The following is a 21028-nucleotide window of genomic DNA, read 5'->3' as shown; positions in this document are numbered from 1 at the left end:
TCTCTCCGGTCGTCGATCAGTCGTGCGGCTCGTCGGCAGCGAGCGGCAGCCAGAGTTGGAAGGTCGCGCCTCGCTCCCTCGTGGTGTCGAGCAGCAGCTCGCCTCCATGAGCGCGTGCGACCTCCCGGGACAGGGCCAAGCCAAGCCCGAAGCCGAAGCCCTTGCCCGAGTTGGGCACGGGGTGGGTGACGAAGGTCTCGAACACCGACTCGCGAATCTCCGGGGGCACGCCTGGTCCTTCGTCGTGCACCGAGATCCGGATCCACCGCTCGGCGCCGACGCGCTCGCCGACGACGAGCTCGCGGCGGACCTCGACCGTCTGCCCCGCCGAGGACACCGCCGCCGCGTTGCGCACCAGGTTCGCGATCGCCCGCTCGACGAGGATGGGATCCATGTGGCAGCCCGGTGCTTCGCCCTTGGCCGACACCTCGATCGCCACCCGACGCAGCTCGGCTTCCGGACGCTCATCGGCCACCGCGTGCTGTATGACGTCGTCGATCGAGGAGCCATCGCGTGGCCGCACCGGGCTGCCGGCTCGCAAGCGCGACAGGTCCAGCAGCGTCGTCACCAGGCGGATCTCCCGCTCGCATGCGGAGCGTCCGATCTTCACGACGTCGAGCTGCCGCTCGTCGAGCGTGCCGACCACCCCGTCCTGGAGCAGCGCCAGCGCCTCGCGAACCTTGGCCAGCGGGGTCCGCAGCTCGTGCGAGATCGAGGCCAAGAAGCCCTGCTTGAGCTGCTCGAGCTGCCCGAGCTGCAGGCGCATCTGCTCGAGCACACCGGCCAGCTCGACGAATTCTGGTGGGCCATCCACGTGCACGGGAGTGCCGAAGTCGCCGCGTCCGACCCCTCGAGCGCTGTCGGCCAGGGCGCGAAGCGGGCGGTTGACGACGCGCGTGAGCCAGGTGGCGATCGACACCGCGAGCAACGACGCCAGCAGTGCGACCATCGCTCCCCCCACGAGCGCGGCGCCGCCGGCCTTGCGGGCGTCGGCGCGCTTCTCGGTCACCTGCTCGTGGAGCTCGTCGAGCCGGGCGATCCACAGGTCGGTGAGGTGCTCGTCGAGCTCCTCTCGCTGGTTGTCGATGCGCTCGGTGAGCAGGCCCTGGCAGACGTCCTGCGCGAGGAGCTCCCGGGCCACGCTCAGGTAGTCCTCGATGACCTCCTTCATCGGAGTCGACACGTTCTGGATCCGGACCAGCGCGGCATCGACCTCGTCGGCATTGACCTGGATGCGGTCCCGGATCACCGGCGCGGCTCGACCCTCGCGGCAGTCGTCCTCGCCGTGGCGCATGCTGACGTCGAGCGTCCACGCGGCGCGGTGGAGCTCTCCTTCCCTCCTCAGGGCACCAAGCTCGCCGCGCTCGAGGTCGTCGAGCGCCGCGGTGATGCGCAGCAGCGACACGAGCGTGAGGCCGAGGGCGCAGACGACGATCACCAGCGGCAACAGGTGAGAGAGCAAGAGTCGAGTCAGGAGGCGCATGGACGACCGCGCAGGGGTGCACGAACGGACGACGCAGACTCTAGCAAAAACCGCCCTGGCGACCGCACCACGGCGCGCCGATTCGGAGGATCCGCTGGTGTCGGATCCTACCGACGGTGTCGGGTGTTGCCGACGACGTCGGTGCGTCACGACGCTGGCTCGACGGTGACCGACAGTGTCGGCGAGCACCGACGCTCGGCGGGCACTCCGATGGGCTCTCCGCCTGCGACCACACGCATGCGACCGCTGGCACGGATCGTGGAAGGCGGCCGGCATCGGATGAGGAGCATGCCACCTTCGAAGACGCCGCCCGCGCTCGCGTACTGGCACGACGCGTCATTGCTCACCGTGCGATCGTTGCGTGAAGCCTTCTCCACGCGCTTGATGCCCAACGTCGCCAGCGGCGTCACCGTCGCCCTGGTCGCGCTGCCCCTCAACATGGCGCTGGCCATCGCCTGTGGCCTGCCCGCGTCCGTCGGGCTCGTCACGGGGGCGATCGCTGGGTTGATCGGGGCGGTGGTGGGTGGCTCGCGGATGCAGATCACGGGGCCCGAGGTGGCGCTGGCCCCGATCACGCTCGAGATCATCCTCCAGCACGGATTCCAGGGTCTGCTGTTCGTGACGATGCTGGCGGGCCTGTTCCAGATCGCGCTCGGGCTCATGCGCATCGGCCGGCTGGTCCACGCGATTCCGGTGCCCGTGATCGGTGGATTCCTCGCGGCGGTCGGCATCATGGTCTTCGACTCGCAGCTCCCGGTGCTGCTGGGAGTCTCGGGCCAGGCTCGGCTCGTCACCGAGCTCGACCTGGAGATCATGGGTGGGCTGAGCTGGCCGGCCGTCGCCGTCGGCGTGGCCGTCATCGCGATCATGGTCGGGCTGCCCCGGCTGTCACGACGTGCCCCGACGCCCCTCATCGCGCTGGCGGTGGCGATGGCCCTGGTCGCGGGGCTGGGCGTGTCCGTGCCCATGGTGAGCCCGATCGAGGGCGGGTGGCCGACGCCGGCCGTCCCTTCCCTGGGCACGCTGCCGCTCGCCGAGCTGGTGCCCGAGGCCATCGCGCTGGCCCTCATCGCATCGATCGACTCACTGCTGTGTGCGGTGTCCGTGGACGCACGAACCTCGGGACCTCGTACCCGAACCGATCAGGAGCTCGTGGCCCAGGGCCTGGCCAACATCGGGAGCGCGTGCTTCGGCGGCATGCCCGTGGCGGCCGCCGTCGTCCGCTCCGCGGCCGCCGTCGAGGCGGGCGCCACCACGCGACTGGCTGCGATCGTGCAATCGGTGATCCTGGCGCTGGTGGTCGTGGCGTTCTCCGCGTTCGTGGGGCACATACCCCTGGCCGCGCTCGCGAGCATCTTGCTCGTGATCGGCTGGCGTCTCATCGACTGGGCTCAGCTGCGCCACCTGTGGAAGACGGCGCGCTTCGAGGTGGCGGTGTTCGGAACCACCGCGGCCGGCATCCTGCTCACCGACTTCGTGATGGGGGTGGCGGTCGGCGTGGTGGTCGCCCTCGCCGACTTCGCGCACCGCCAGCGCGAGCTGGTCAGCACGCGACAGCTCGTGTGGAGCCATGGCGATGACGACGCACGAGCGATCGCCTCGATGCCCAGCGGGGTGCGGGTCGTTCGCCTCGAGGGCCCCCTGTTCTTCGGCTCCCAGGCCAAGCTCGACGCGCTGCTCGACGAGGTCGAGTGCTCCCATGGCCACGGCCCCGTCGTGATCGATCTGGCCGCCGTGCCCACGCTCGATTGCTCGGGGGCCTCGGCCCTCGCGCGTGCCTCCGAGCGCCTCGTTCGCTCGGACATCGACGTGTGGCTGTGCTCGCTCACCCCCGAGGCGCAGCGCTTGCTCGAGCCTGCCATCGCGAGCACGGACCGCCTTCGCCTCAGCGACAGCCCGTCCGCCGCGCTGCGGGCCATCGCACGTCGCACCGATGCCCGAGCGTCGGCGGTGACGACCGCGAGCGACCACAGTGATGGCCGCTGGCGGAGCTTCATCGCCGCCGTCGAGGCCAAGGAAGCCGGCTAGTCGCCCTTTTCGATCCACCCCGCCAAGAAGAGAGGAACCAGTCATGAACGGAGCGCTCGCCAACGACCGCGAGATGAGCATGGCGTCAGGCGCCCTGCAGATGCGAAGGGAGGAGGCCGAGGCCGACTTCAGTCGTGCGTCGTCCTCCTTTGCGCTGGCTCACTCGTTCGCGCTGCTGGCCGCCATCACGGCCGCCGTGCTGCTGCTTCACCCGTCGTCGATCGAGCGAAGCGGAACGCTGGCCGCCATTTGCCTCGGGCTCTCGGCGGGACTGGTGGTGATGGCCCGACGAGGCTTGCGCCGGGTGCTCACCAACGAGGCCCGGCGCAAGGGCCTGAGCCCGTCGGAGACCCAGGAATTCGTCCGTCGCCAGCTGGCCCGGTACGGCAGGCGGCGTCGGCCGAGGCAGTGAGCCGGGTTCCATCGTGCCGACCCAGCGGCGCGGAGGGTCCGTGGCTCCGTCCTCGTGGAAGCGGCTAGACTGCCGGCCGTGAGCGCTCCCCGTGCCCCTTCCGATCCTGCCCACGTGGTCATCGTGGGCGGCGGGTTCGCCGGCATCAACGCGGCACGCCGCTTGATCCGCTCGGGCCCGACCTCGCTGCGCGTCACCGTGGTCGATCGCCGCAACCACCACCTGTTCCAGCCGCTGCTCTACCAGGTGGCCATGGCCGGGTTGTCCCCGGCCGACATCTCCACGCCGATCCGCTCGATCCTCGAGGACGACGAGCGCGTGCAGGTGCGCATGGCCAGCGTGGAGTCGGTCGATCTGGCTAGCCGTCGCATCACGACCAGCGCCGGTCCGCTCGACTACGACTACCTGATGCTCGCCTGCGGGGCCACGCACGCCTACTTCGGCCACGACGAGTGGGAAGAGCATGCGCCGGGGCTCAAGACCATCGAGCAGGCCACCGAGATCCGCCGCCGGGTGCTCACCGCCTACGAGCGAGCCGAGATCGAGCCCGAGCCCGAGCGTCGGCGGCGGCTCTTGACGTTCGTGGTGGTGGGCGGAGGCGCCACGGGGGTCGAGCTCGCGGGGGCGCTGGGGGAGCTGTCGCGGCACACGCTGGGGCGCGACTTTCGGCGCATCGATCCCAGCGCCACGCGGGTGCTGCTCATCGAGGGAGGCGATCGCATCCTGGCCGCGTTCGACCCCGAGCTCTCGCGTCGGGCCGCCCGTGCGCTCGAGCGGCTCGGGGTCACGATCTGGGTGAACACGCGCGTCACGGAGATCGCGGCCGACCACGTCAAGGCCGGCGACGAGGTCGTGTATGCGCAGACGGTGCTGTGGGCGGCCGGCGTGCGGGCCTCGCCGCTGTCGCAGGCCCTCGGGGTGCCGCTCGAGCGCGACGGCCGGGTGATCGTGGAGAGCGATCTCAGCGTGCCCGGCCACCCCGAGGTGTTCGTGCTGGGCGATCAGGCCAGCGTGCGCCAGGCCGACGGCACGACCGTTCCCGGGCTCGCGCCCGCCGCGATCCAGCAGGGGCGGCACGCCGCCGACAACGTGCTGCACGACCTGCGCGGCGAGCAGCGCGAGGCGTTCGAGTACTTCGACAAGGGCATCATGGCCACGATCGGTCGCGCCTCGGCGGTGGCTCAGAGCGGCCGCTTCCGCATGTCGGGGTTCATCGCCTGGCTGGCGTGGTGCTTCATCCACATCCTCTACCTCATCGGCTTTCGCAATCGCGTGCTGGTGATGATCCAGTGGATGTGGAGCTACGTGCGCTACAAGCGTGGGGCACGGCTCATCACGGAGCACGAGTGGAGGCTGCGGCCGACCGGGAGCGAGGGCGAGGTGGCGATGAAGAAGGCCAGCGCGGGACGAGCGAGCGCAGCCGATGATGTCTCGACCTCGGCGTGAGCGGCTTGCGATCAGTCCTGGGCAAGGATCTTGGTGCTCGACCACATGTGCAGGATTTTCGGTTCCCCGGAAGAATTCGTGAGCCGAGGGACGGTGATCCGCGCCCGGGCCGTGCAGCTCGCGACAGTGAGAGGGACGCGCTGGCTCGCGGGCACTGACTCGAGCGCGACGAGCTGGGCCCTACCCAGGTCGAGGCCGAACATGGACCGGGGCCGGTGGGCGGCAGAGCAACGGACCACGGGCAAAGCGCATCTCGGAGGAGCGAGGATGGAGTTGCAACACAACCAACCGACTCCCAAAGCCCGAGATGCAACTCAAGACTCTGCTCAACCACGTCCAGAAACACAAGGGCTTCGTCTACGACCACGCCGAGCTCCACGAGGGCCCACGTGCGCGCCTGGTCGTCCGGATCCGCCCCGACGCCCGGTGCCGGCTGCTGTGCTCCAAGTGCGAGAGACCCGCGCCGTACTACGACACCCCGGAGGGCATCCGGCACTTCCAGTTCGTCCCGCTGTGGGGTCTGCTGGTCTTCTTCGCGTACACGATGCGTCGGGTCAAGTGCCCGCGGTGCGGGGTCAAGGTCGAGTCGGTCCCCTGGGCCAAGGGCAAGAGCCCCACGACGACGACCTACGCGTGGTTCTTGGCGCACTGGTCCAAGAGGATGAGCTGGGAGGAGGTCGCCCGTACCTTCCACACCACCTGGGACACCGTCTTTCGAGCCGTGAGCCTGGCCGTGCAATGGGGGCTGGAGCACCGCGATCTGACGGGAATTCGGGCGATCGGCGTCGACGAGGTGCTGTGGCACCGCGGCCACAAGTACCTCACGGTGGTCTACCAGATCGACGCGCACTGCCGTCGGCTGCTGTGGATAGGGCAGGACCGAACCAAGGAGTGCATCGACGGTTTCTTCGACTGGTTCGGGCTCCGAGCTCGGTGGCTCCGGTTCATCTGCAGCGACCAGCACAAGCCGTACCTCGCCGTCATCGCGCGCCGGGCCAGCAAGGCGGTGCACGTGCTCGACCGCTTCCACATCGTGCAGCGGCTCAACAAGGCCGTCGACCAGGTCCGGGCCGGGGAGGTCAAGCAGCTCAAGCGCGACGGCTACGAGCCCGTGCTCAAGCGGGGTCGCTGGCCGCTGCTCAAGCGCCCCGAGAACCTGACCAAGAAGCAGGACAGCAAGCTCCGCGACCTGCTCAAGTACAACCTGCGAACCGTGCGCGCCTACCTGCTCAAGGAGGAGCTGCAGCTCCTGTGGGACTACTCGTCGGTCACCTGGGCCGCCAAGTTCCTCGACGGCTGGTGCTCCAAGGTCATGCGCTCCCGCATCGAGCCGATGAAGAAGCTGGCCAGGTCCTTCCGCGTTCACCGCGAGCTGCTGCTCAACTGGTTCCGCGCTCAAGGCGAGGTGTCGGCGGGCACAGCCGAGGGTCTCAACAACAAGCTCAAAGTGATCACCAGAAGGGCCTACGGCCTGCGGACCTTCAAAGCGACCGAGATCGCCCTCTACCATGCCCTCGGGGCGCTACCCGAGCCCCCGGTCGCTCACAGATTCTTCTGACGAACCGGATTTTCACAACCTTCACTTTCATCCTCGTAGTGACGAGCGCGTGCGAGGCGGAGCCGGGCGAGAAGACTTCGCCCGAGCGAGAGGCTTGCACCCAAATGTGCGCATTACTGGCGTGTGAGGGTGACGTCTCACCGGACCAGATCGAGGAGTGCGCAGATCTGTGCATGGCCAAGCGAACCGACGCGGAGCACGAGGGATCCATGTGTGTGGATGCTCTTTCTCGCAGCGTAGACTGTTTCTCGGACTTGGAGTGCACTGATTACCTTGCTTGGGTCGAGGGTGATGAGGCTATTTGCCAAGTCGCGTTGCAGGCATTCGATGCAAGCTGTGGCGACCTCATGTTCGAGTTTCGCCCGTGATCGTCCCCGGGGACCCCCTGACCGTTCTCAGCCATTCTTCGCCGAAGACGGTCCAGAACTCGCTCGTGCTCATCACCTCGTGCCAGCGCTCGTACTCGGGGTGATCAGTGAGCTTCCCGATGAGCGCCCCATCGGATTCCGACATCGGCATGGCACGCACCTCCTCGTACTCGAGGTGCAGCACGAGGTACGGCGAGTGGGAGGTGGCGATGATCTGGATGCCCTGCTCGGTGAGCGTACGGAGGTAGGCGACGAGTTGCTGCTGGGCCTTGAGGTGGAGCGCGCGGTCGATGTCGTCGAGCAGAAGCACCGAGACGCTGGCGGTGTGAATCACCGTGAGCAGGCCGAGCAAGAGCAGAGTGCCCTCACTTGCGTGCTTGGCCGGTACGCCCCTGGCTTGGCGGAAGTCGAGGAGGATCTCGTGGCCTACGACCTTGCCTTCGTCATCGAGGGCCACCGGAACTTCCTGGGTCTCGACGACGGACAACGAGGCTGGACGGATCCGGATGCGCTCGAGCTCGGGCACGAATTCGCGGAGGCGGTCCTGGATTTCTTCGAACTGCTCGTGCTGCTCACCGCTCACTGCCGAGAGCACGGTAGCCAGCCCGCTGCCGTCGTCACCCACTCGCGGGGTGACCTCGCGGAAGTAGGACGGCCGAGCGAGGGCTCGGGCATCGAGATCGAGCCGACGAATGGAGCCGAGAATGGACCTCGCGAGCTTCTGGTGAGTGCCCTCGATCGTGTCGAGCTCGGGGCGCTGTCCTGAGCGTCGTGGATCTACATCGACCGAAATGTTCGGAGGAGCTCCTTCGATGAAAGCGGCCGAGGCCTTCAGCCCAAGAGAATCCTCTGCTGCGGGAGGTTTCAAGAACGCTTCTCGAAGACGGTCCTCTTCTCGTTGGAAGAGTGAGATCCACAGATCGGCCGCAATCTCCGAGCTCGGCGTGACCCCCTTCCACCGCAGCTCCTCGAAGGGGTGGATCTTGCCCGCCTCCACGCGATCGACCACGAAGTCCCGCACCATCGCGATCGCCTCGAGCACGCTCGTCTTCCCGCACCCGTTGGGCCCCACGATCACCGTGAGCGGCTCGAGCGTGGTCTCGATGTCCCGGAGCGCCTTGTAGCCCCGGACGTGCAGCCGCGTGAGCATCGAGCTCACGCTAGCACAGTCGCCGCGTCCTCTGCGCGGTCCCTACCGGCTCACCACCCGAGCACCCGAGGGTAGCGCCGATCAGCTCGCCACGCGCAGGCGCGGGCTCGACTGCTCGGGGCGCAGCACCACCGGCCGATCGCACAGCTCCGCATAGAGATCGAACAAGCGATCGAAGTGCTCGTCCATGGTCCCGATCCTCCGAGCCGCCACGGCACACGCGCTGCGCAGCTGACCGCGATCCCTCGCCAGCAGCCGCAGGATCGCGTGGCTGCACGCCTCGGCGTCGCCCGCCGCGTAGGTCTCGGCGTAGCCGGGCCCAGCCAGTGCCGCCGCGCCGCCGCGATCGGGCACCACCACGGGCACGCCCGAGCACACCGCCTCGGCCACCACCAACCCGTAGGTCTCGGCGGCCGAGCCGTGCACGAAGCCGTCGGCGCTGGCCATGGCGGTCGCCATCTGCTCGCGCGAGCCCACGTAGCCGGCCAGGCACACGCCCGGGGTGCGCTCGATCCTTCGCTTGATGCTGCGCTCCATCGAGCCGCGACCGAACAACACCAGCCCCATCGGTCGCCGACGCGACGCTCGCTCGAAGCCCTCGAGCATGGTGGGCACGCGCTTCTCCGGATCGAGGCGGCTGACCCCGATGAGCAGATCGGCGTCGGGCGGCAGGCCGCAATCGGCCAGCATGCGCGCCCGCATCTCCTCGCTGCGATGCACCGGCGAGAACCCGCGCTTGTCGATGCCAAAGGGCACCACGCGCGCACCGGTCACCCCGTGCTCCTCGATGCGATGCGAGAGCCACGAGCCGCTGACCACCGTCGCGTCGTAGCCCGCCGCCATCTTGCGCAGGCCCGACCAGATCGGACGCGCCCAGCGATCCACGCGAGCGAAGCCGAAGCGCGGGGCCAGGAACGTCTGCGGCCACACGGCAACCAGATCGGTGTGGAACACGAACGCCTTCTTGGCGCGGCCCTGCCACCTGGACACGGCCCACCCGCCATAGAGCGGCGAGCTGCCCTCGACCACGTCGGCGTCCTCGCGGTCGAGCACCTCGTGGATCGCCTTGGCGCTGGTGAACACCCCGTAGCGATCGTCGAAGGGCGAGCGCGGAGCCTTGACCCACACGATGCGACCACCCTCGACCACGTCCACGCGATCCTCGTGGCCGGGCGCGACGATCACCATCTCGTGCCCCGCCCTCGCGGCGGCGGCCAGCTTGTGGTGGACGTACGTGCGCACGCCGCCACCATGCTCGGAGTAGGATTCGGAGACGTCGACGATCTTCACGGCTCTGGTCGGATGCGCAGGGGCAAGCAAGGGGAAGCAAGGGACGCGTCGCGCGCGGACCACGCAGCTCGGGCTGGTCCAGGCTCGAGGTCGGTAGTCCGCGGTGGCAGCGATTTGGATCCATCCAGGGGGCGGTTGCCGCTCCGGGGGTTGGCTCACGACCCGACGCCGCCCACAAGCATCGGGAATCACTGTGATCTCGGATCGGAAGAGGTGCGCTAGGATGCGCGCAGACCCGATGGGCTCATGAGTCGCTCCCCCTCGGCCCTCACGGAGGACATCGATCGCACGACGGCCGCACCGACGCTGGCCGGCGATGCGTCCGTGGACGAGCACCCGGACGAGGCCCGTCGAACGCGCGCCCTGACCCGGGGCTCGATGGTGGGGCGCTATATCGTGCTCGAGCTGCTCGGGCGTGGGGGCATGGGCGTGGTGCATGCGGCCTACGATCCGGAGCTCGATCGCAAGGTCGCCCTCAAGCTCATGCTGCCGGGACGTGATCGCGGGGGGGCGGCGCGCCTGCGACTGCAGCGGGAGGCCCAGGCGATCGCCCGGCTGTCGCACCCCAACGTGGTCGGGGTGTACGACGTGGGCACGGTCGACCAGCAGGTGTTCATCGCGATGGAATTCATCGACGGCATGGACATGTCGCGCTGGCTGTCGACGGGCGAGCACGGCCAGGCCGAGATCCTCGATCGGTTCCTCCAGGCCGGCGCAGGGCTGGCCGCGGCGCATGCCGCCGATCTGGTGCACCGCGACTTCAAGCCCGAGAACGTGCTCGTGGGCAACGATGGGCGCGCGCGCGTCGTCGACTTCGGACTGGTGCGCAAGGACGACGCGCTCTGTTCGTCGAGCACCAACGTGGAGGACGAGCTGGCGCTGGAGGTGAGCCAGCGCCGCGCCGCGCATGGTCAGGAGCTCCAGCTCACCGCCGTGGGCTCGCTGCTGGGCACGCCCGCCTACATGTCCCCGGAGCAGTTCCACGGCGGCGCGGGCGATGCCCGCTCGGATCAGTTCTCGTTCTGCGTGGCGCTCTACCTGGCGCTCTACGGCGAGCGCCCGTTCGCGGGCAGCAACCCGGCGGAGCTGAGCTACTCGGTGACGCAGGGCGAGGTGCGACCGCCGCCCGCCGAGCATCGGGTCTCGTCGCGGCTGCGCCGCGTGCTGCTGCGCGGCTTGGCCAGCGAGCCCGACCAGCGCTACCCCCACATGGAGGCGCTGCTCGCTGCGCTGCGCCGGGCGGCCGCACCGCGGCGCTGGCCGTGGGCCGTGCTCGGCGTGGCGCTGGTGAGCGGTGGTCTTGGCGCCTGGATGCTGGACGCCAACGAAGAACGGCCTTGCGCCGGGCTGGTCGATCGAGCGGCGGTGATATGGAGGCCCGAGCGACGGCAGCAGCTTCGCGAGCACTTCGACCGAACCGAGCTCTCGTTTGCCGCCGACACCTGGGCGCGGGTCGAGCGGCGGCTCGACGACGACCTACGCGACTGGACCCGGCTGCAGCTCGAGATCTGCGAGGACGGCCAAGCGCTCGATCCCCGAGCGGCCGCCGACGACCCGCGCCAGCGGTGTCTCGACGAGCGACTGGCTGCGATCGACAACCTGCTCACGATGCTCGACGGAGCCGATCAGCGCATGGTCACCAACGCGGTCCGGCTCACCCACGGGCTGGCCGAGATGGGCGCCTGTGCCCAGCCCGATGTCTACCTGCTCGCGCCCCAGCCCAACGATCCGGAGCAGCGGACCCGGGTGCAGGAGCTTCGGGCCGAGCTCGAGCGATGGAGCCAGCGGACGTCGGTGGAGCTCGACGACGAAGGGATCGCCCAGCTGCAGTCGCTCGTGGAGCGGGCCGAGGCGCTCGGCTACGGGCCGCTCCTGGTCGAGCTGATGCGGGCCCAGTCCGACCTCGCCTCCGCCCGCGGTGAGCTCGAGCGCTCGCTGGAGCTCGAGAATCGAGCGTTCGAGCTGGGACTGGCCAGTCGCCACGACCTGGCCGCGCTGCGTGCGGCCAGCGGCTTGGTGTACATCCACGGCGTCACTCGACGCGAGCTCGAACCAGCCGAGGCGTGGGCACGCCGGGCCGACGCGCTACACCGGCGGATCGGCGGCGTGGGCCATGTGAGGGTACCGACCCTCAACGCGCTGGCCTCGAGCTACGCGCTCGCGGGCCGCGACGAGCAGGCTCGAGCCCTCTACGAGCAAGCCCTGGCGATCGTCGACCAAAGCGATGATCCGATCTTGCGCGCGACCCTCCTGAACAACATGGGTGCGTTCAATGCCGAGCGACGACGGCTGGGCCCCGCGCGCGAGTACCTCGAGCAAGCAGCGGTGCTCAACGACGAGCTGTATGGGCCCAGCCACCCCAGCTCCCTGCGCACGCGTGCCAACCTGGGGATCGTCACCGTGATGGATGGCCAGTATGCCGAGGGGCAGCAGATGCTCGAGTCGATCTTGCCGCGACAGCAGGAGCTGATCGGCCCCGACCACCCCGACATTGCCAACACGCTGGAGAGCCTCGCCTCCGCGTGTGCACGCACGGGGGACCCCGTTCGAACCGAGCAGCTGCGGCGACGGGTGCTCGAGATTCGGAGCCGCGTGTTCGGGCCACGCAGCACGCCCGTCGTCATGGCCAAGACCAACCTCGCAAACGCGCTCATCTTCAACGACGAGCACGCCGAGGCACGTGCGCTGCTGCTGGAGCTCGTCGACGTCGAGATCGGTGCGCGGCAGCGTCTGCTGATGCTACAGAGTCTGGCGCTGGCCACGGCAGAGGTGGGCCCCCTCGACGAGGCGCTGACCATTGCCGAGCAGGCCCAGCAGCTGTGCGACCAGGGCGACCATTGCGACGAGCAGACCCGGAGCGAGATCCTGACCACGCTGGGCTCGATTCGACTGGGCCTCGGGGACTCCACGAAGGCCCAGGCGGCCTTCGAAGCGGCGCTGAAGGTACCCGACTCGAGCTTCAACCCGTGGACGTTGCCCATGGCTCGCTTCGGCCTGGCAAAGGCACTCGTCGACGACGATCGGGAGCGGGCCCTGGGCCTGGCGAAGCGCGCGTGGGAGGACACCGAGGGCCGTCCGGACTCGGGCTCCAAGAGGCTCCACACGAGCATCGACGCCTGGTTGAAGGCGCCGGGCGCCGAGCAACCCCAAGGGCTGCAGTGACATGGCCGGTGACGACGACATCGACTTCGATGCCTACATGCGCGACCGTGGCGTGAAGCGGGGGGCCCAGGAGGCCGCCGCGGACGCGAGCGGATCCGAGGGCGCGAGCGCGGAGGAGGTCGCGGGACTACGGCGTGCACTCAAGGGCGCGAGGATCCTGCGCGAGCAGGCGCGCGAGGCCCTCGCCGCCGAGCAGGCCGAGCACGCCAAGACCCGTGCTGCGCTGCAGGCCACGATGATCGAGCGCGACGAGACAGGCGAGGCCCTCGGCAGCACCCGGGCCGAGCGCGACCAGGCGCGCGAGGCCCTGGCCAGCATGCAGGCCGAGCGCGACGCCCTGGCCAAGGAGCATCGCGCCTTGCAGCGGTCCGCAGCGCGGGGAGGTGACGCCGCAGAACGGGCCGCCAAGCCCCGGGCCGCGGTCGGGCCGAGCTTGCGGGAGGGCCTGGCCGAGCGAGGGATCGACGACGAGACCGAGGCAGCCGAGCTGCTGCTCGCGCTGCTCGAGCGCGATCCCACGTCGCTGCTCGATGGCCTGAGGGTCGTGCCGGGGCTGGCCGCGCGCGGCCTGGAGCGGCTGGCGCTGGTCTGCGAGCGCCCCGAGTGCCAGCCCGAGGCCGAGAAGGCCGTGGTGGTGCGAGTGGCGGCCGAGCGCTGCGAGGTGTGCGGTGGCTCGGACATCAAGGTCGCGTTCGACCTGCTGCTGCGTGCCAGTCGGCTCGCCGGGGTCACGCGCCTGGTGATCGTGGGGGGATCACCGGCCTATCACACGCAGCTGCGCGAGCTCTCGCGGGGGACCGACCTCAAGCTCGACCTGGTCTCGGGGCGCAGCAAGCCGGGCAAGAGGCGAGCCCGCAACGACGTGGAGCGCGTGGTGATCTGGGGGTCGACGATCCTCGACCATGGAACCAGCGCGGCCTACGAGCACCTCGGCGACCGGCTGATCCGGGTGCCGCACCGCGGGATCTCGCGAATGCTGCGCGAGGTGGCGCAGGCGCTCGCGTAGGCCACTCGCCCGGATCACCCCGGCAGCCAGGCCACGGGCACGTCGGTGAAGATGAAGTTCACCACGATCTGGGCCGGCCCCGGCTGATCGCGGTGCAGCGACACGTCGACCAGCTGCACCGTGGCCGTCGCGCCGCCCATGCCGTCGGGGGTCACGTCTACGATCACCGTGCCGGCGGTGGGCGACCAGGTCTCCTTGATGTCGTCGGGGACGATCACGTCGTTGCACTCGTTGACGGTCACGTCGAAGCCGGCACGCCCCTGGATGCTCACGGTGGGATCGGTGGCGGGCAGCTCGATGTGCGTGGGCATGTCCTGGGCGATCGCATCGGCGGCCAGGCCCTGGTCGACCGAGACCACCAGGCCGCGCTCGTCGGCGGCATCGTGGGCGTAGACCACCACGTCGGCGCAGCCCGAGACCTCGGTGAGATCGCCCTCGAAGCCCGGCACCAGTGCACCCTCGCAAAAGCCGAGCTTGGGCGGCGGGGTGCCCACGCACATGCCGTCGGCCGTGCACGAGCCCACGTCGAGCGGGAACTCGCACTCGGGGTCGTCGTCGGGGCACAGCGCGCAGGCCTCACCACACATCGCGCCCTCGCAGCTCTCCACACAGCCAGCGAAGTAGCAATCCCACCCGCCGAAGGTGCACTCGCACTCCATGCATGGGCCAGGATCGATCGGAGGGCAATCCACGCCGGTGTCGACCACGGTGTCGTTGGTGGTGGGCGCGGTGCTCGAGCCCTCGGTCTCGCCCGTGGTCGGGGCCTGAGTGGTCATCCCGTTGGTGGTCTCGGTCGCGTCCGTGTCGCCCGTGCCGCTGTCCTCACCGTCGGTCTCCTGGCCGATCGACTTGGGATCGACGCAAGCGGGAAGCACGAGCGCGGTGGTGAGCAGCAGGGCCAGCGAAGGGGCGAGACGGTGAGGAAGGCAAGTCATGCCCGTGGGTGTCCGAACGGCGGGGCATCCGTCACGGGGTCGGGCTCTTTTTCTCGCAGGCCTCGTCGACCCGGGCGGCCAGCGGCGAGCGCGGGTGGGCACGATGGAAGGCGGACGCGCGCTGCGGCCCCTCGGCGGGGGATCGGCGGCAGCGCGCGATGGTCTCGATGGCGGCGCGCTCGGGGACGAGCAGACCCGAGGGAAAGCGGCGGGCGTGCTCGGCCGCGGCCTCGAGCGCCTGCGCATGCTCGCCGAGGGCGAGGGCACGCCAGGCGGAGGCGACCAGCTCGCGCTCGGCCGCGAAGTCGGAGGAAGGCGAGGGGGGCGGCTGGCCCTCGGGGGGCGGCGAGGGGGGAGCGACCGGGGTCGAGCTCGAGGGACGGGATCGCGTCGGCGGGTCGGCCGACGGCGTGGAATCGGGGGTCGGAGCCTCGTCGGGACCGGCCGCGTCGTCGGCCGGCTGCTCGGGAGGCGCCGACTCGTGCCGCCTGGACGGGGCCGTCCGCGGCGGGGGAGCGACGGCGCGGCCCTGCGACGGCGAGCCCCCGTCCTGCATCACGGCCGCTCCCGGCGAGCGCTCGGCTTCGCGACGCTCGGCCAGCGTGCCGCCCATGCGCCAGGCCACGAGCAGCACCGCCGCGGCGGCCAGGGCAGCGCCGGCGTATCCCAGCGTCCGACGGCCCACTCGTGGTGCCTCGTGGTCGTGATCGTCGAGCGGATCGAACGCGGGCTCGGGCGCATCGTCGGCGCCCACGACCGACCAGATCCGTTCCTTCACCTCCGCGGGAATCTCGTGTGCGTCGCGATGGGCCATGAGCATCGCGCGGGCATGACCGGGGAGCGGAGCAGGGGTACGGACACGCGGCTCGGTCATGACGGCTCCTGCACGGGGCTATGCTCGGCCACGAAGCGCCGGAATTTCTGGCGGGCGAGGCGAAGACGGGAGTAGGCGACGTTGAGGTTGAGCTCGAGGGCGTGCGCGACCTCGGGCCCGCTTTGGCCCTCGATGTCGACGAGCACGAACACCTCGCGCTGATCGGGATCGAGGTCGGCGAGGAAGCGCTCGACCAGGGCCACCGCGTCGGCGCGGCCGACCTCGTCCTCGGGCGAGGGCACGGCGGCCGGGCGCGGCCCGGAGACCACGCGAAGCCGTCGCTCGGCCCGCGCCTGGCCGCGGCGGTAGTTGGCCGTGACGCCGCGGGCGATCGCGTAGAGCCACGAGGTCGGGGCCCCGCGCCCCTCGTAGTCGGGCAGGCGGCGGCGCGCCACGAGGAAGACCTCCTGGACCACGTCCTCGGCGGCGGCGTCGGGGATGCCCATGCGACGGACGGCACGCCACACGAAGCCGGCATGCGCACGGTAGAGCGCCGCGAGCGTGGGGCGAGAGGACGACGCGGACGGCGACGCGGCGGCGGAGGCCGGCATGCTGCGTAGGTGTCCACGCGAGCGCGGGTCCGTCACGGCAAGCGCAGCTCCATGCCCACGAGGAGGGCGCCTCCCACGGGAGCCCCGCGAAACACCGTCCCGGAGGGCTCGGAGACCAGAGCCGGACGCGCGAGGGCAACGTGGCCGCGAGCGCGCGCGCAAAGACCGAGGCGCGGTCGAAACCACCAGGTCAGGCCCGGCTCGAGGGCGAGGGCGACCCAGCGAGTGACGACGGAGGCCGGGACGAGCTCGCCGGTGCCGTGGGCGTGGACGGCTCCGGCAAGCACGCCTGCACACGAGGGAAACGTGAGGGCGGCGCGGGCCGGCTCGATGCAGGCGTTGGCACCGAGGGTCCACAGCTGAGCATGGACACCGACGGCAGGGTTGTGCGGGGAAGCAGTGGTGCGCGGGGTCCAATGGGTGGCGGTCAGCTCGGTACGCCACTGCGGCCCGCCAAGACCCAAGGCAATGGAGAGCGCGGCAGTGGGGCCGGGGAGGGGGCCACCGCCGAGGCCGGCGTTTACGCGAGCGAGGACGTGGAGCCGGGCGAAGCGAGGGGATCGATCGTCGGTCGGCTCGGGGGAGGCGTCGTCGTCTCGACCCGAGTCGAACGACCCCACGGGCTCGGCCTCGATGCCTGGCTCGGCCTCGATGCCTGGCTCGCCCTCGATGCCTGGCTCGCCCTGCGGAGGAGGGACGCCAGGGGTCGGTGGAGGTGGCGCAGCCGGTTGCTCCTGCATGCGCTCGAGCAGGCGCGGATCGATGGTGATCGCGATGACCAGCGCGGCGGCCTCGGTCAACTCCTCGCACGAAGGACCCGCGAGCTCGCGGGTGCTGGTGTGGCCGTCGTCGTCGAGGTCGAGCCGCAGGATGAAGCCTTCGGGTGTGGTGGGCTCGACACGACCCACCACGGTGATCGGGCGCAGCGCTTGATCGCCGACCTCACCGAGCGTGGCTGCGATCGTGGCGAGGAGAGCGGCGCGATCGGGGCACGAGGATGGCGTGGTCCAGCGGAGCTCGAGCGCGGTGGGCTCGACGGTGGGAGCTGGCTCGCGTAGCGCCAGCAGGAGGGCGAGCGGAAGGAGGCTCATGCAAGCACCGCGCGGGCGGCAGCATGGCATCGGGGGCGGCGGAGTCGAATCGACGCTCGGGCGATTACGCCCATGGCTCCGGGGCGGCAGTGTTCGTTCCGCCGATCGCGATCGCTTCGTAGCCCTCCCTACACCCAGGACCCGTAAAAGCCGCGCGATCGTCGTTCATCGCTCATTTGGTCCGCCACCGCACCGAAACACCATTTGCCTACACCATGGCCTTTATCCCACACTGTCTTCGTGGGGTGCGGGTTCAAGATTCGTGCGGCAGCCAGCTGGTTGGCCGTCCTATCCGTCGGCATGTCCGGCTGCTACTCGGGGCTGAACGGCTTCGATCGCGGCTCGGGTCAAGACGGTGGCGAGACGGATGCAAGCGGTGACGCGGGTGAGAGCGAGGGTGAGACCGAAGGGGTGGGCGACGAGCTCGACCCCGGCCGAGTGACGATGCACCGGCTCACCAACGCCGAGTATGACAACACCATCTCCGACGTGTTCTTCGGCTTGCCGCTGGAGCCCTCGTCGGTGTTCCCGGCCGACGAGGTGAGCCTGGGCTTCGACAACATCTCGGATGTGTTGTCGGTGACCCCGGTGCTGTTCGAGCTGTACGAGCGCTCGGCCGAGCAGGCGATCGAGCTCGCGCTCACCTCCACCGGAGGCGGCGGCGAGGTCGAGCGCCACGAGGCCGAGGACGTGGGCGGCACCTCGGGCCAGCCCTGCTGCGGCGGCGGATTTTGGGCCCTGTCCTCCAACGGCGAGATCGCCACGACCATGTCGCTGGCCACCGGAGGCGAGCACGAGATCGTGGTGCGAGCCTACGGGCAGCAGGCCGGCGCCGACCTGCCGCACATGACGATCTCGGTCGACGGCGTGGCGATCTCCGAGATCGACGTCACCGCCACCTCCGACGCGCCGGCCGAGCACACGGTCGTCACCGAGATCCCCGCGGGCAACCACACGGTGACGGTCGCGTTCACCAACGACTTCTACGACGCCGCGGCCGGGCTCGATCGCAACCTCTACGTCGACTACATCGAGCTGCGGAGCCTGGTCGCTCCCACCGACTCGATCCGCGACAGGATCCTCACCTGCGAGCCCGCCCCGGGCCAGGAGGCGGCCTGCGCCGACGAGATCCTGCGTGCGATGGGCAAGCGGGCGTGGCGACGGCCGCTGACCGACGAAGAGGTCGAGGGCCTGGTCGCCATCGTGCAGACCGCACTGATCGACGGTCAGAGCTTCGAGCAAGGCATCGCGCTGGGGCTGCAGGCGCTGCTCATCTCGCCCTACTTCCTGTTCCGGGTGGAGATCGACCCCGACCCTACCTCGCTCGTGCCGCACCCGCTGAACGACTACGAGCTCGCCTCGCGCCTGTCGTACTTCGTGTGGAGCACGATGCCCGACGACGAGCTGATGGCCCTGGCCGACGAGGGCATGCTGAGCAACCCCGTGGTGATCGAGGGCCAGGTCCAGCGCATGCTGCAGAACGAGCGCGCCGATGCCCTGGTGAAGAACTTCGCCGGCCAGTGGCTCTACCTGCGCAACATCGAGGCCGTGGTCAAGGACTACGAGGCGTATCCCGACTTCGACAGCGAGCTGCAGGCCTCGATGAGGACCGAGGCCGAGCTGTTCTTCCAGACCTTCGTCACCGAGGGCCGCAGCCTGACGGAGCTGCTGACCGCCGAGGAGACGTTCGTGGACGCGCGGCTCGCCGAGCACTATGGCCTGCCCGCCCCCGCCGGTGAGGGCTTCGAGCGCGTGTCGCTGGCCGGCATGCCGCGGCGAGGTCTGCTGACGCAGCCGGGCATCATGAGCGTGCTCTCGCACCCCGTGACCACCTCGCCGGTCAAGCGTGGCAAGTGGGTGCTCGAGCAGCTGATGTGCATCCACCCGCCTCCGCCCCCGCCCGGGGTGGAGATTCCCCCGCTCGATCCGGAGATCGGCGGCACCATGCGCGAGCAGCTCGCGCAGCACCGCAACGACCCCTCGTGCGCGGCCTGTCACAGCATGATGGATCCCATCGGGCTGGGCCTCGAACACTACGATGCCGTGGGTCGCTACCGCGACGTCGACGCTGGCATGGAGATCGACGCCAGCGGCAACCTGCCCACCGGGGAGGCCTTCACCAACGGGCTCGAGATGGTGGCGCTGCTCGCCGACAGCGACGACTTCGCCTACTGCACCACCCGCAAGACTCTGACCTACGCGCTGGGGCGCGACCCGGGGGTGAGCGACATCCCCTACGTGGACGAGATCATCGCCGAGATGCAGGCCCGCGACATGACGCTCGAGGGGCTGCTCGTCGCGATCGCCACCAACGACGTGTTCCGCATGCGCCGAGGGGAGCAATAGCCATGAGCCGCTTCAAGACGTTGTCCCGCCGTACCTTCCTCGGTGGCGCAGGCGTGATGGTCGGCCTGCCCATGCTGGAGGCCATGATTCCCACCCGCAAGGCCGAGGCCGGCGGGGTCACCCCCGTGCAGCGCTTGCTTTGCTGGTACGTGCCCAACGGGATCCACATGCAGGCATGGACCCCGGCCGAGACCGGGGCCGGCTACGCGCTCACCCCGATCTTGCAGCCGCTGGCCGCGCTCAAGTCCGAGGTGCTGGTGATCAGCGGCCTCGACAACAACCCGGCCGAGTCCGAGGGCCCTGGCGACCATGCCTCGGGCACCAGCGGGTTCCTCACCTGCACGCACGTGACCAAGTCCGAGTCGGTCATCACCAACGGCACCTCGGTCGACCAGATCTACGCGCAGCACCTGGCCGGGCAGACGGTGATTCCCTCGCTCCAGCTGGGGATCGACGGCGGCGGCAACTCGGGCGGCTGCGACAGCGGCTACAGCTGCGCCTACTCGCGCAACATCTCGTGGGTGGGCAACACCCCGCTGTCCAAGCTCACCTCGCCGGTCACCACGTTCGACCTGCTGTTCGCGGGCTTCGATCCCGGGGCCACCGCGCAGGAGCTCGAGCAGCGCAAGACCAACCGGCTCAGCGTGCTCGACTACACCCTGGCCGACGCCGAGAAGCTGCGCCTTCGGCTCGGCACCAGCGACAAGATCAAGCTCGACGAGTACCTCGACTCGGTGCGCGACCTCGAGCTGAAGGTGCAGACCGACGACACGGCGCCCGCCTGCGAGCTGGGCGAGGCACCGGGCGAGCCGGGCGACGTCACCAACCACATCCACCTGATGTGCGACGTGATGGTCAAGGCGTTCGAGTGCGACCGTACGCGGGTGATCACCTTCATGGCCGCCAACGCCGGCAACAACCGCAGCTACGGGTTCCTGGGCCATCCCAACGGGCACCACCAGTACAGCCACCACAACAGCGACCCCGTGAACTTCGCGGCGCTGCAGGCGATCGACACGTGGGAGGTGGAGCAGTTCGCCTATCTCCTGCAGCGGATGTCGAGCATCAGCGAGCCCGATGGCACCACGCTGCTCGACAGCGCGATGGTGTACTTCTCGAGCGAGATCGAGGACGGCAACGCCCACCGGCACGGCAACCTGCCCGTGCTCTTGGCCGGGCGTGGTGGCGGCGTGGTCTCGCCGGGGCGGCACGTGATCCACACCGACGTGCCGATGGCCAACCTGTTCCTGGCGATGTTGCAGGGGCTGGGGGTCGACACCAACAGCTTCGGCGACGACAGCAGCGGGGTGCTTCCGCTGGTGTAGCGG

Annotated in this window: 15 protein-coding genes; 8 read left to right on the top strand and 7 right to left on the bottom strand. The window is 69.7% G+C overall.

Annotation, left to right across the window (positions count from 1 at the left end; genetic code table 11):
• Positions 1-16: 16 nt before the first annotated feature.
• The gene (locus OEB96_RS08505; protein ID WP_266214991.1) at positions 17-1483 is read right to left on the bottom strand and encodes a HAMP domain-containing sensor histidine kinase; all 1467 of its coding nucleotides are present in this window, start codon (positions 1481-1483) and stop codon (positions 17-19) included.
• A gap of 288 nt (positions 1484-1771) precedes the next feature.
• On the opposite strand from OEB96_RS08505, the gene OEB96_RS08500 reads away from it, so the two are divergent.
• From OEB96_RS08500 to OEB96_RS08485, 4 genes are all read left to right on the top strand, one after another.
• A complete protein-coding gene (locus tag OEB96_RS08500) occupies positions 1772-3511 on the top strand; it encodes a SulP family inorganic anion transporter (RefSeq protein ID WP_266214989.1) in 1740 nt (579 codons plus the stop codon).
• Between the two features lie 43 nt (positions 3512-3554).
• Positions 3555-3923, top strand: a complete 369-nt coding sequence (locus tag OEB96_RS08495) for a hypothetical protein (RefSeq protein ID WP_266214988.1) — start codon at positions 3555-3557, stop codon at positions 3921-3923.
• A gap of 78 nt (positions 3924-4001) precedes the next feature.
• Entirely contained in the window at positions 4002-5369 is a 1368-nt protein-coding gene (locus tag OEB96_RS08490; RefSeq protein ID WP_266214987.1) for an NAD(P)/FAD-dependent oxidoreductase, read from the top strand.
• A 307-nt stretch (positions 5370-5676) separates the two neighbouring features.
• Positions 5677-6927 carry an ISL3 family transposase gene (locus OEB96_RS08485; RefSeq protein ID WP_266214985.1) on the top strand — a complete coding sequence of 417 codons (1251 nt, stop codon included), beginning with the start codon at positions 5677-5679 and terminating at the stop codon, positions 6925-6927.
• Between the two features lie 345 nt (positions 6928-7272).
• On the opposite strand, the gene OEB96_RS08480 is transcribed toward OEB96_RS08485, so the two are convergent.
• A complete protein-coding gene (locus tag OEB96_RS08480; RefSeq protein ID WP_266214984.1) occupies positions 7273-8445 on the bottom strand; it encodes an AAA family ATPase in 1173 nt (390 codons plus the stop codon).
• 81 nt (positions 8446-8526) lie between these two features.
• Complete coding sequence (locus OEB96_RS08475; protein ID WP_323137352.1) at positions 8527-9735, bottom strand: glycosyltransferase; 1209 nt, start codon at positions 9733-9735, stop codon at positions 8527-8529.
• Between the two features lie 246 nt (positions 9736-9981).
• Between OEB96_RS08475 and OEB96_RS08470 the strand changes: the two genes are divergently transcribed.
• Together OEB96_RS08470 and OEB96_RS08465 are read left to right on the top strand one after the other, a co-directional pair.
• Positions 9982-12897: a tetratricopeptide repeat protein gene (locus tag OEB96_RS08470; protein ID WP_266214982.1), complete on the top strand. Its 2916-nt coding sequence runs from the start codon at positions 9982-9984 to the stop codon at positions 12895-12897.
• Position 12898: 1 nt separating this feature from the next.
• Positions 12899-13903 carry a hypothetical protein gene (locus tag OEB96_RS08465; protein ID WP_266214980.1) on the top strand — a complete coding sequence of 335 codons (1005 nt, stop codon included), beginning with the start codon at positions 12899-12901 and terminating at the stop codon, positions 13901-13903.
• Between the two features lie 14 nt (positions 13904-13917).
• On the opposite strand, the gene OEB96_RS08460 is transcribed toward OEB96_RS08465, so the two are convergent.
• The 4 genes from OEB96_RS08460 to OEB96_RS08445 are packed head-to-tail and all read right to left on the bottom strand — an operon-like array spanning position 13918 to position 17354.
• On the bottom strand, positions 13918-14838 hold the full coding sequence (locus tag OEB96_RS08460) for a hypothetical protein (RefSeq protein WP_266214979.1): 921 nt from the start codon (positions 14836-14838) through the stop codon (positions 13918-13920).
• A 31-nt stretch (positions 14839-14869) separates the two neighbouring features.
• Positions 14870-15712 carry a hypothetical protein gene (locus OEB96_RS08455; RefSeq protein WP_266214978.1) on the bottom strand — a complete coding sequence of 281 codons (843 nt, stop codon included), beginning with the start codon at positions 15710-15712 and terminating at the stop codon, positions 14870-14872.
• Positions 15709-16263: an RNA polymerase sigma factor gene (locus tag OEB96_RS08450; protein WP_266214977.1), complete on the bottom strand. Its 555-nt coding sequence runs from the start codon at positions 16261-16263 to the stop codon at positions 15709-15711. The genes OEB96_RS08455 and OEB96_RS08450 overlap by 4 nt, the downstream gene beginning before the upstream one ends.
• A 32-nt stretch (positions 16264-16295) precedes the next feature.
• Positions 16296-17354: a hypothetical protein gene (locus OEB96_RS08445; protein ID WP_266214976.1), complete on the bottom strand. Its 1059-nt coding sequence runs from the start codon at positions 17352-17354 to the stop codon at positions 16296-16298.
• Positions 17355-17654: 300 nt separating this feature from the next.
• On the opposite strand from OEB96_RS08445, the gene OEB96_RS08440 reads away from it, so the two are divergent.
• Both OEB96_RS08440 and OEB96_RS08435 read left to right on the top strand, forming a co-directional pair.
• On the top strand, positions 17655-19700 hold the full coding sequence (locus OEB96_RS08440; protein ID WP_266214975.1) for a DUF1592 domain-containing protein: 2046 nt from the start codon (positions 17655-17657) through the stop codon (positions 19698-19700).
• Between the two features lie 2 nt (positions 19701-19702).
• A complete protein-coding gene (locus OEB96_RS08435) occupies positions 19703-21025 on the top strand; it encodes a DUF1552 domain-containing protein (protein ID WP_266214974.1) in 1323 nt (440 codons plus the stop codon).
• The last annotated feature ends 3 nt before the right edge of the window (positions 21026-21028 follow it).

The sequence above is a fragment of the Paraliomyxa miuraensis genome (genome assembly GCF_026337845.1).
In the GTDB taxonomy this organism is placed as follows: Bacteria; Myxococcota_A; Polyangia; order Nannocystales; family Nannocystaceae; genus Paraliomyxa; species Paraliomyxa miuraensis.
Note: the sequence above shows the minus strand (reverse complement) of the source record. Positions and strands in the feature narration are given on the sequence as shown.

Bases quoted from the DNA above. Each gene is read 5' to 3' on its own strand.
- OEB96_RS08505 (WP_266214991.1), bottom strand. From the start codon at position 1,483: ATGCGCCTCCTGACTCGACTCTTGCTCTCTCACCTGTTGCCGCTGGTG.
- OEB96_RS08495 (WP_266214988.1), top strand. From the start codon at position 3,555: ATGAACGGAGCGCTCGCCAACGACCGCGAGATGAGCATGGCGTCAGGC.
- OEB96_RS08445 (WP_266214976.1), bottom strand. From the start codon at position 17,354: ATGAGCCTCCTTCCGCTCGCCCTCCTGCTGGCGCTACGCGAGCCAGCT.
- OEB96_RS08465 (WP_266214980.1), top strand. From the start codon at position 12,899: ATGGCCGGTGACGACGACATCGACTTCGATGCCTACATGCGCGACCGT.
- OEB96_RS08480 (WP_266214984.1), bottom strand. From the start codon at position 8,445: ATGCTCACGCGGCTGCACGTCCGGGGCTACAAGGCGCTCCGGGACATC.
- OEB96_RS08485 (WP_266214985.1), top strand. From the start codon at position 5,677: ATGCAACTCAAGACTCTGCTCAACCACGTCCAGAAACACAAGGGCTTC.
- OEB96_RS08450 (WP_266214977.1), bottom strand. From the start codon at position 16,263: ATGCCGGCCTCCGCCGCCGCGTCGCCGTCCGCGTCGTCCTCTCGCCCC.
- OEB96_RS08500 (WP_266214989.1), top strand. From the start codon at position 1,772: ATGCCACCTTCGAAGACGCCGCCCGCGCTCGCGTACTGGCACGACGCG.
- OEB96_RS08460 (WP_266214979.1), bottom strand. From the start codon at position 14,838: ATGACTTGCCTTCCTCACCGTCTCGCCCCTTCGCTGGCCCTGCTGCTC.
- OEB96_RS08470 (WP_266214982.1), top strand. From the start codon at position 9,982: ATGAGTCGCTCCCCCTCGGCCCTCACGGAGGACATCGATCGCACGACG.
- OEB96_RS08435 (WP_266214974.1), top strand. From the start codon at position 19,703: ATGAGCCGCTTCAAGACGTTGTCCCGCCGTACCTTCCTCGGTGGCGCA.
- OEB96_RS08455 (WP_266214978.1), bottom strand. From the start codon at position 15,712: ATGACCGAGCCGCGTGTCCGTACCCCTGCTCCGCTCCCCGGTCATGCC.
- OEB96_RS08440 (WP_266214975.1), top strand. From the start codon at position 17,655: ATGTCCGGCTGCTACTCGGGGCTGAACGGCTTCGATCGCGGCTCGGGT.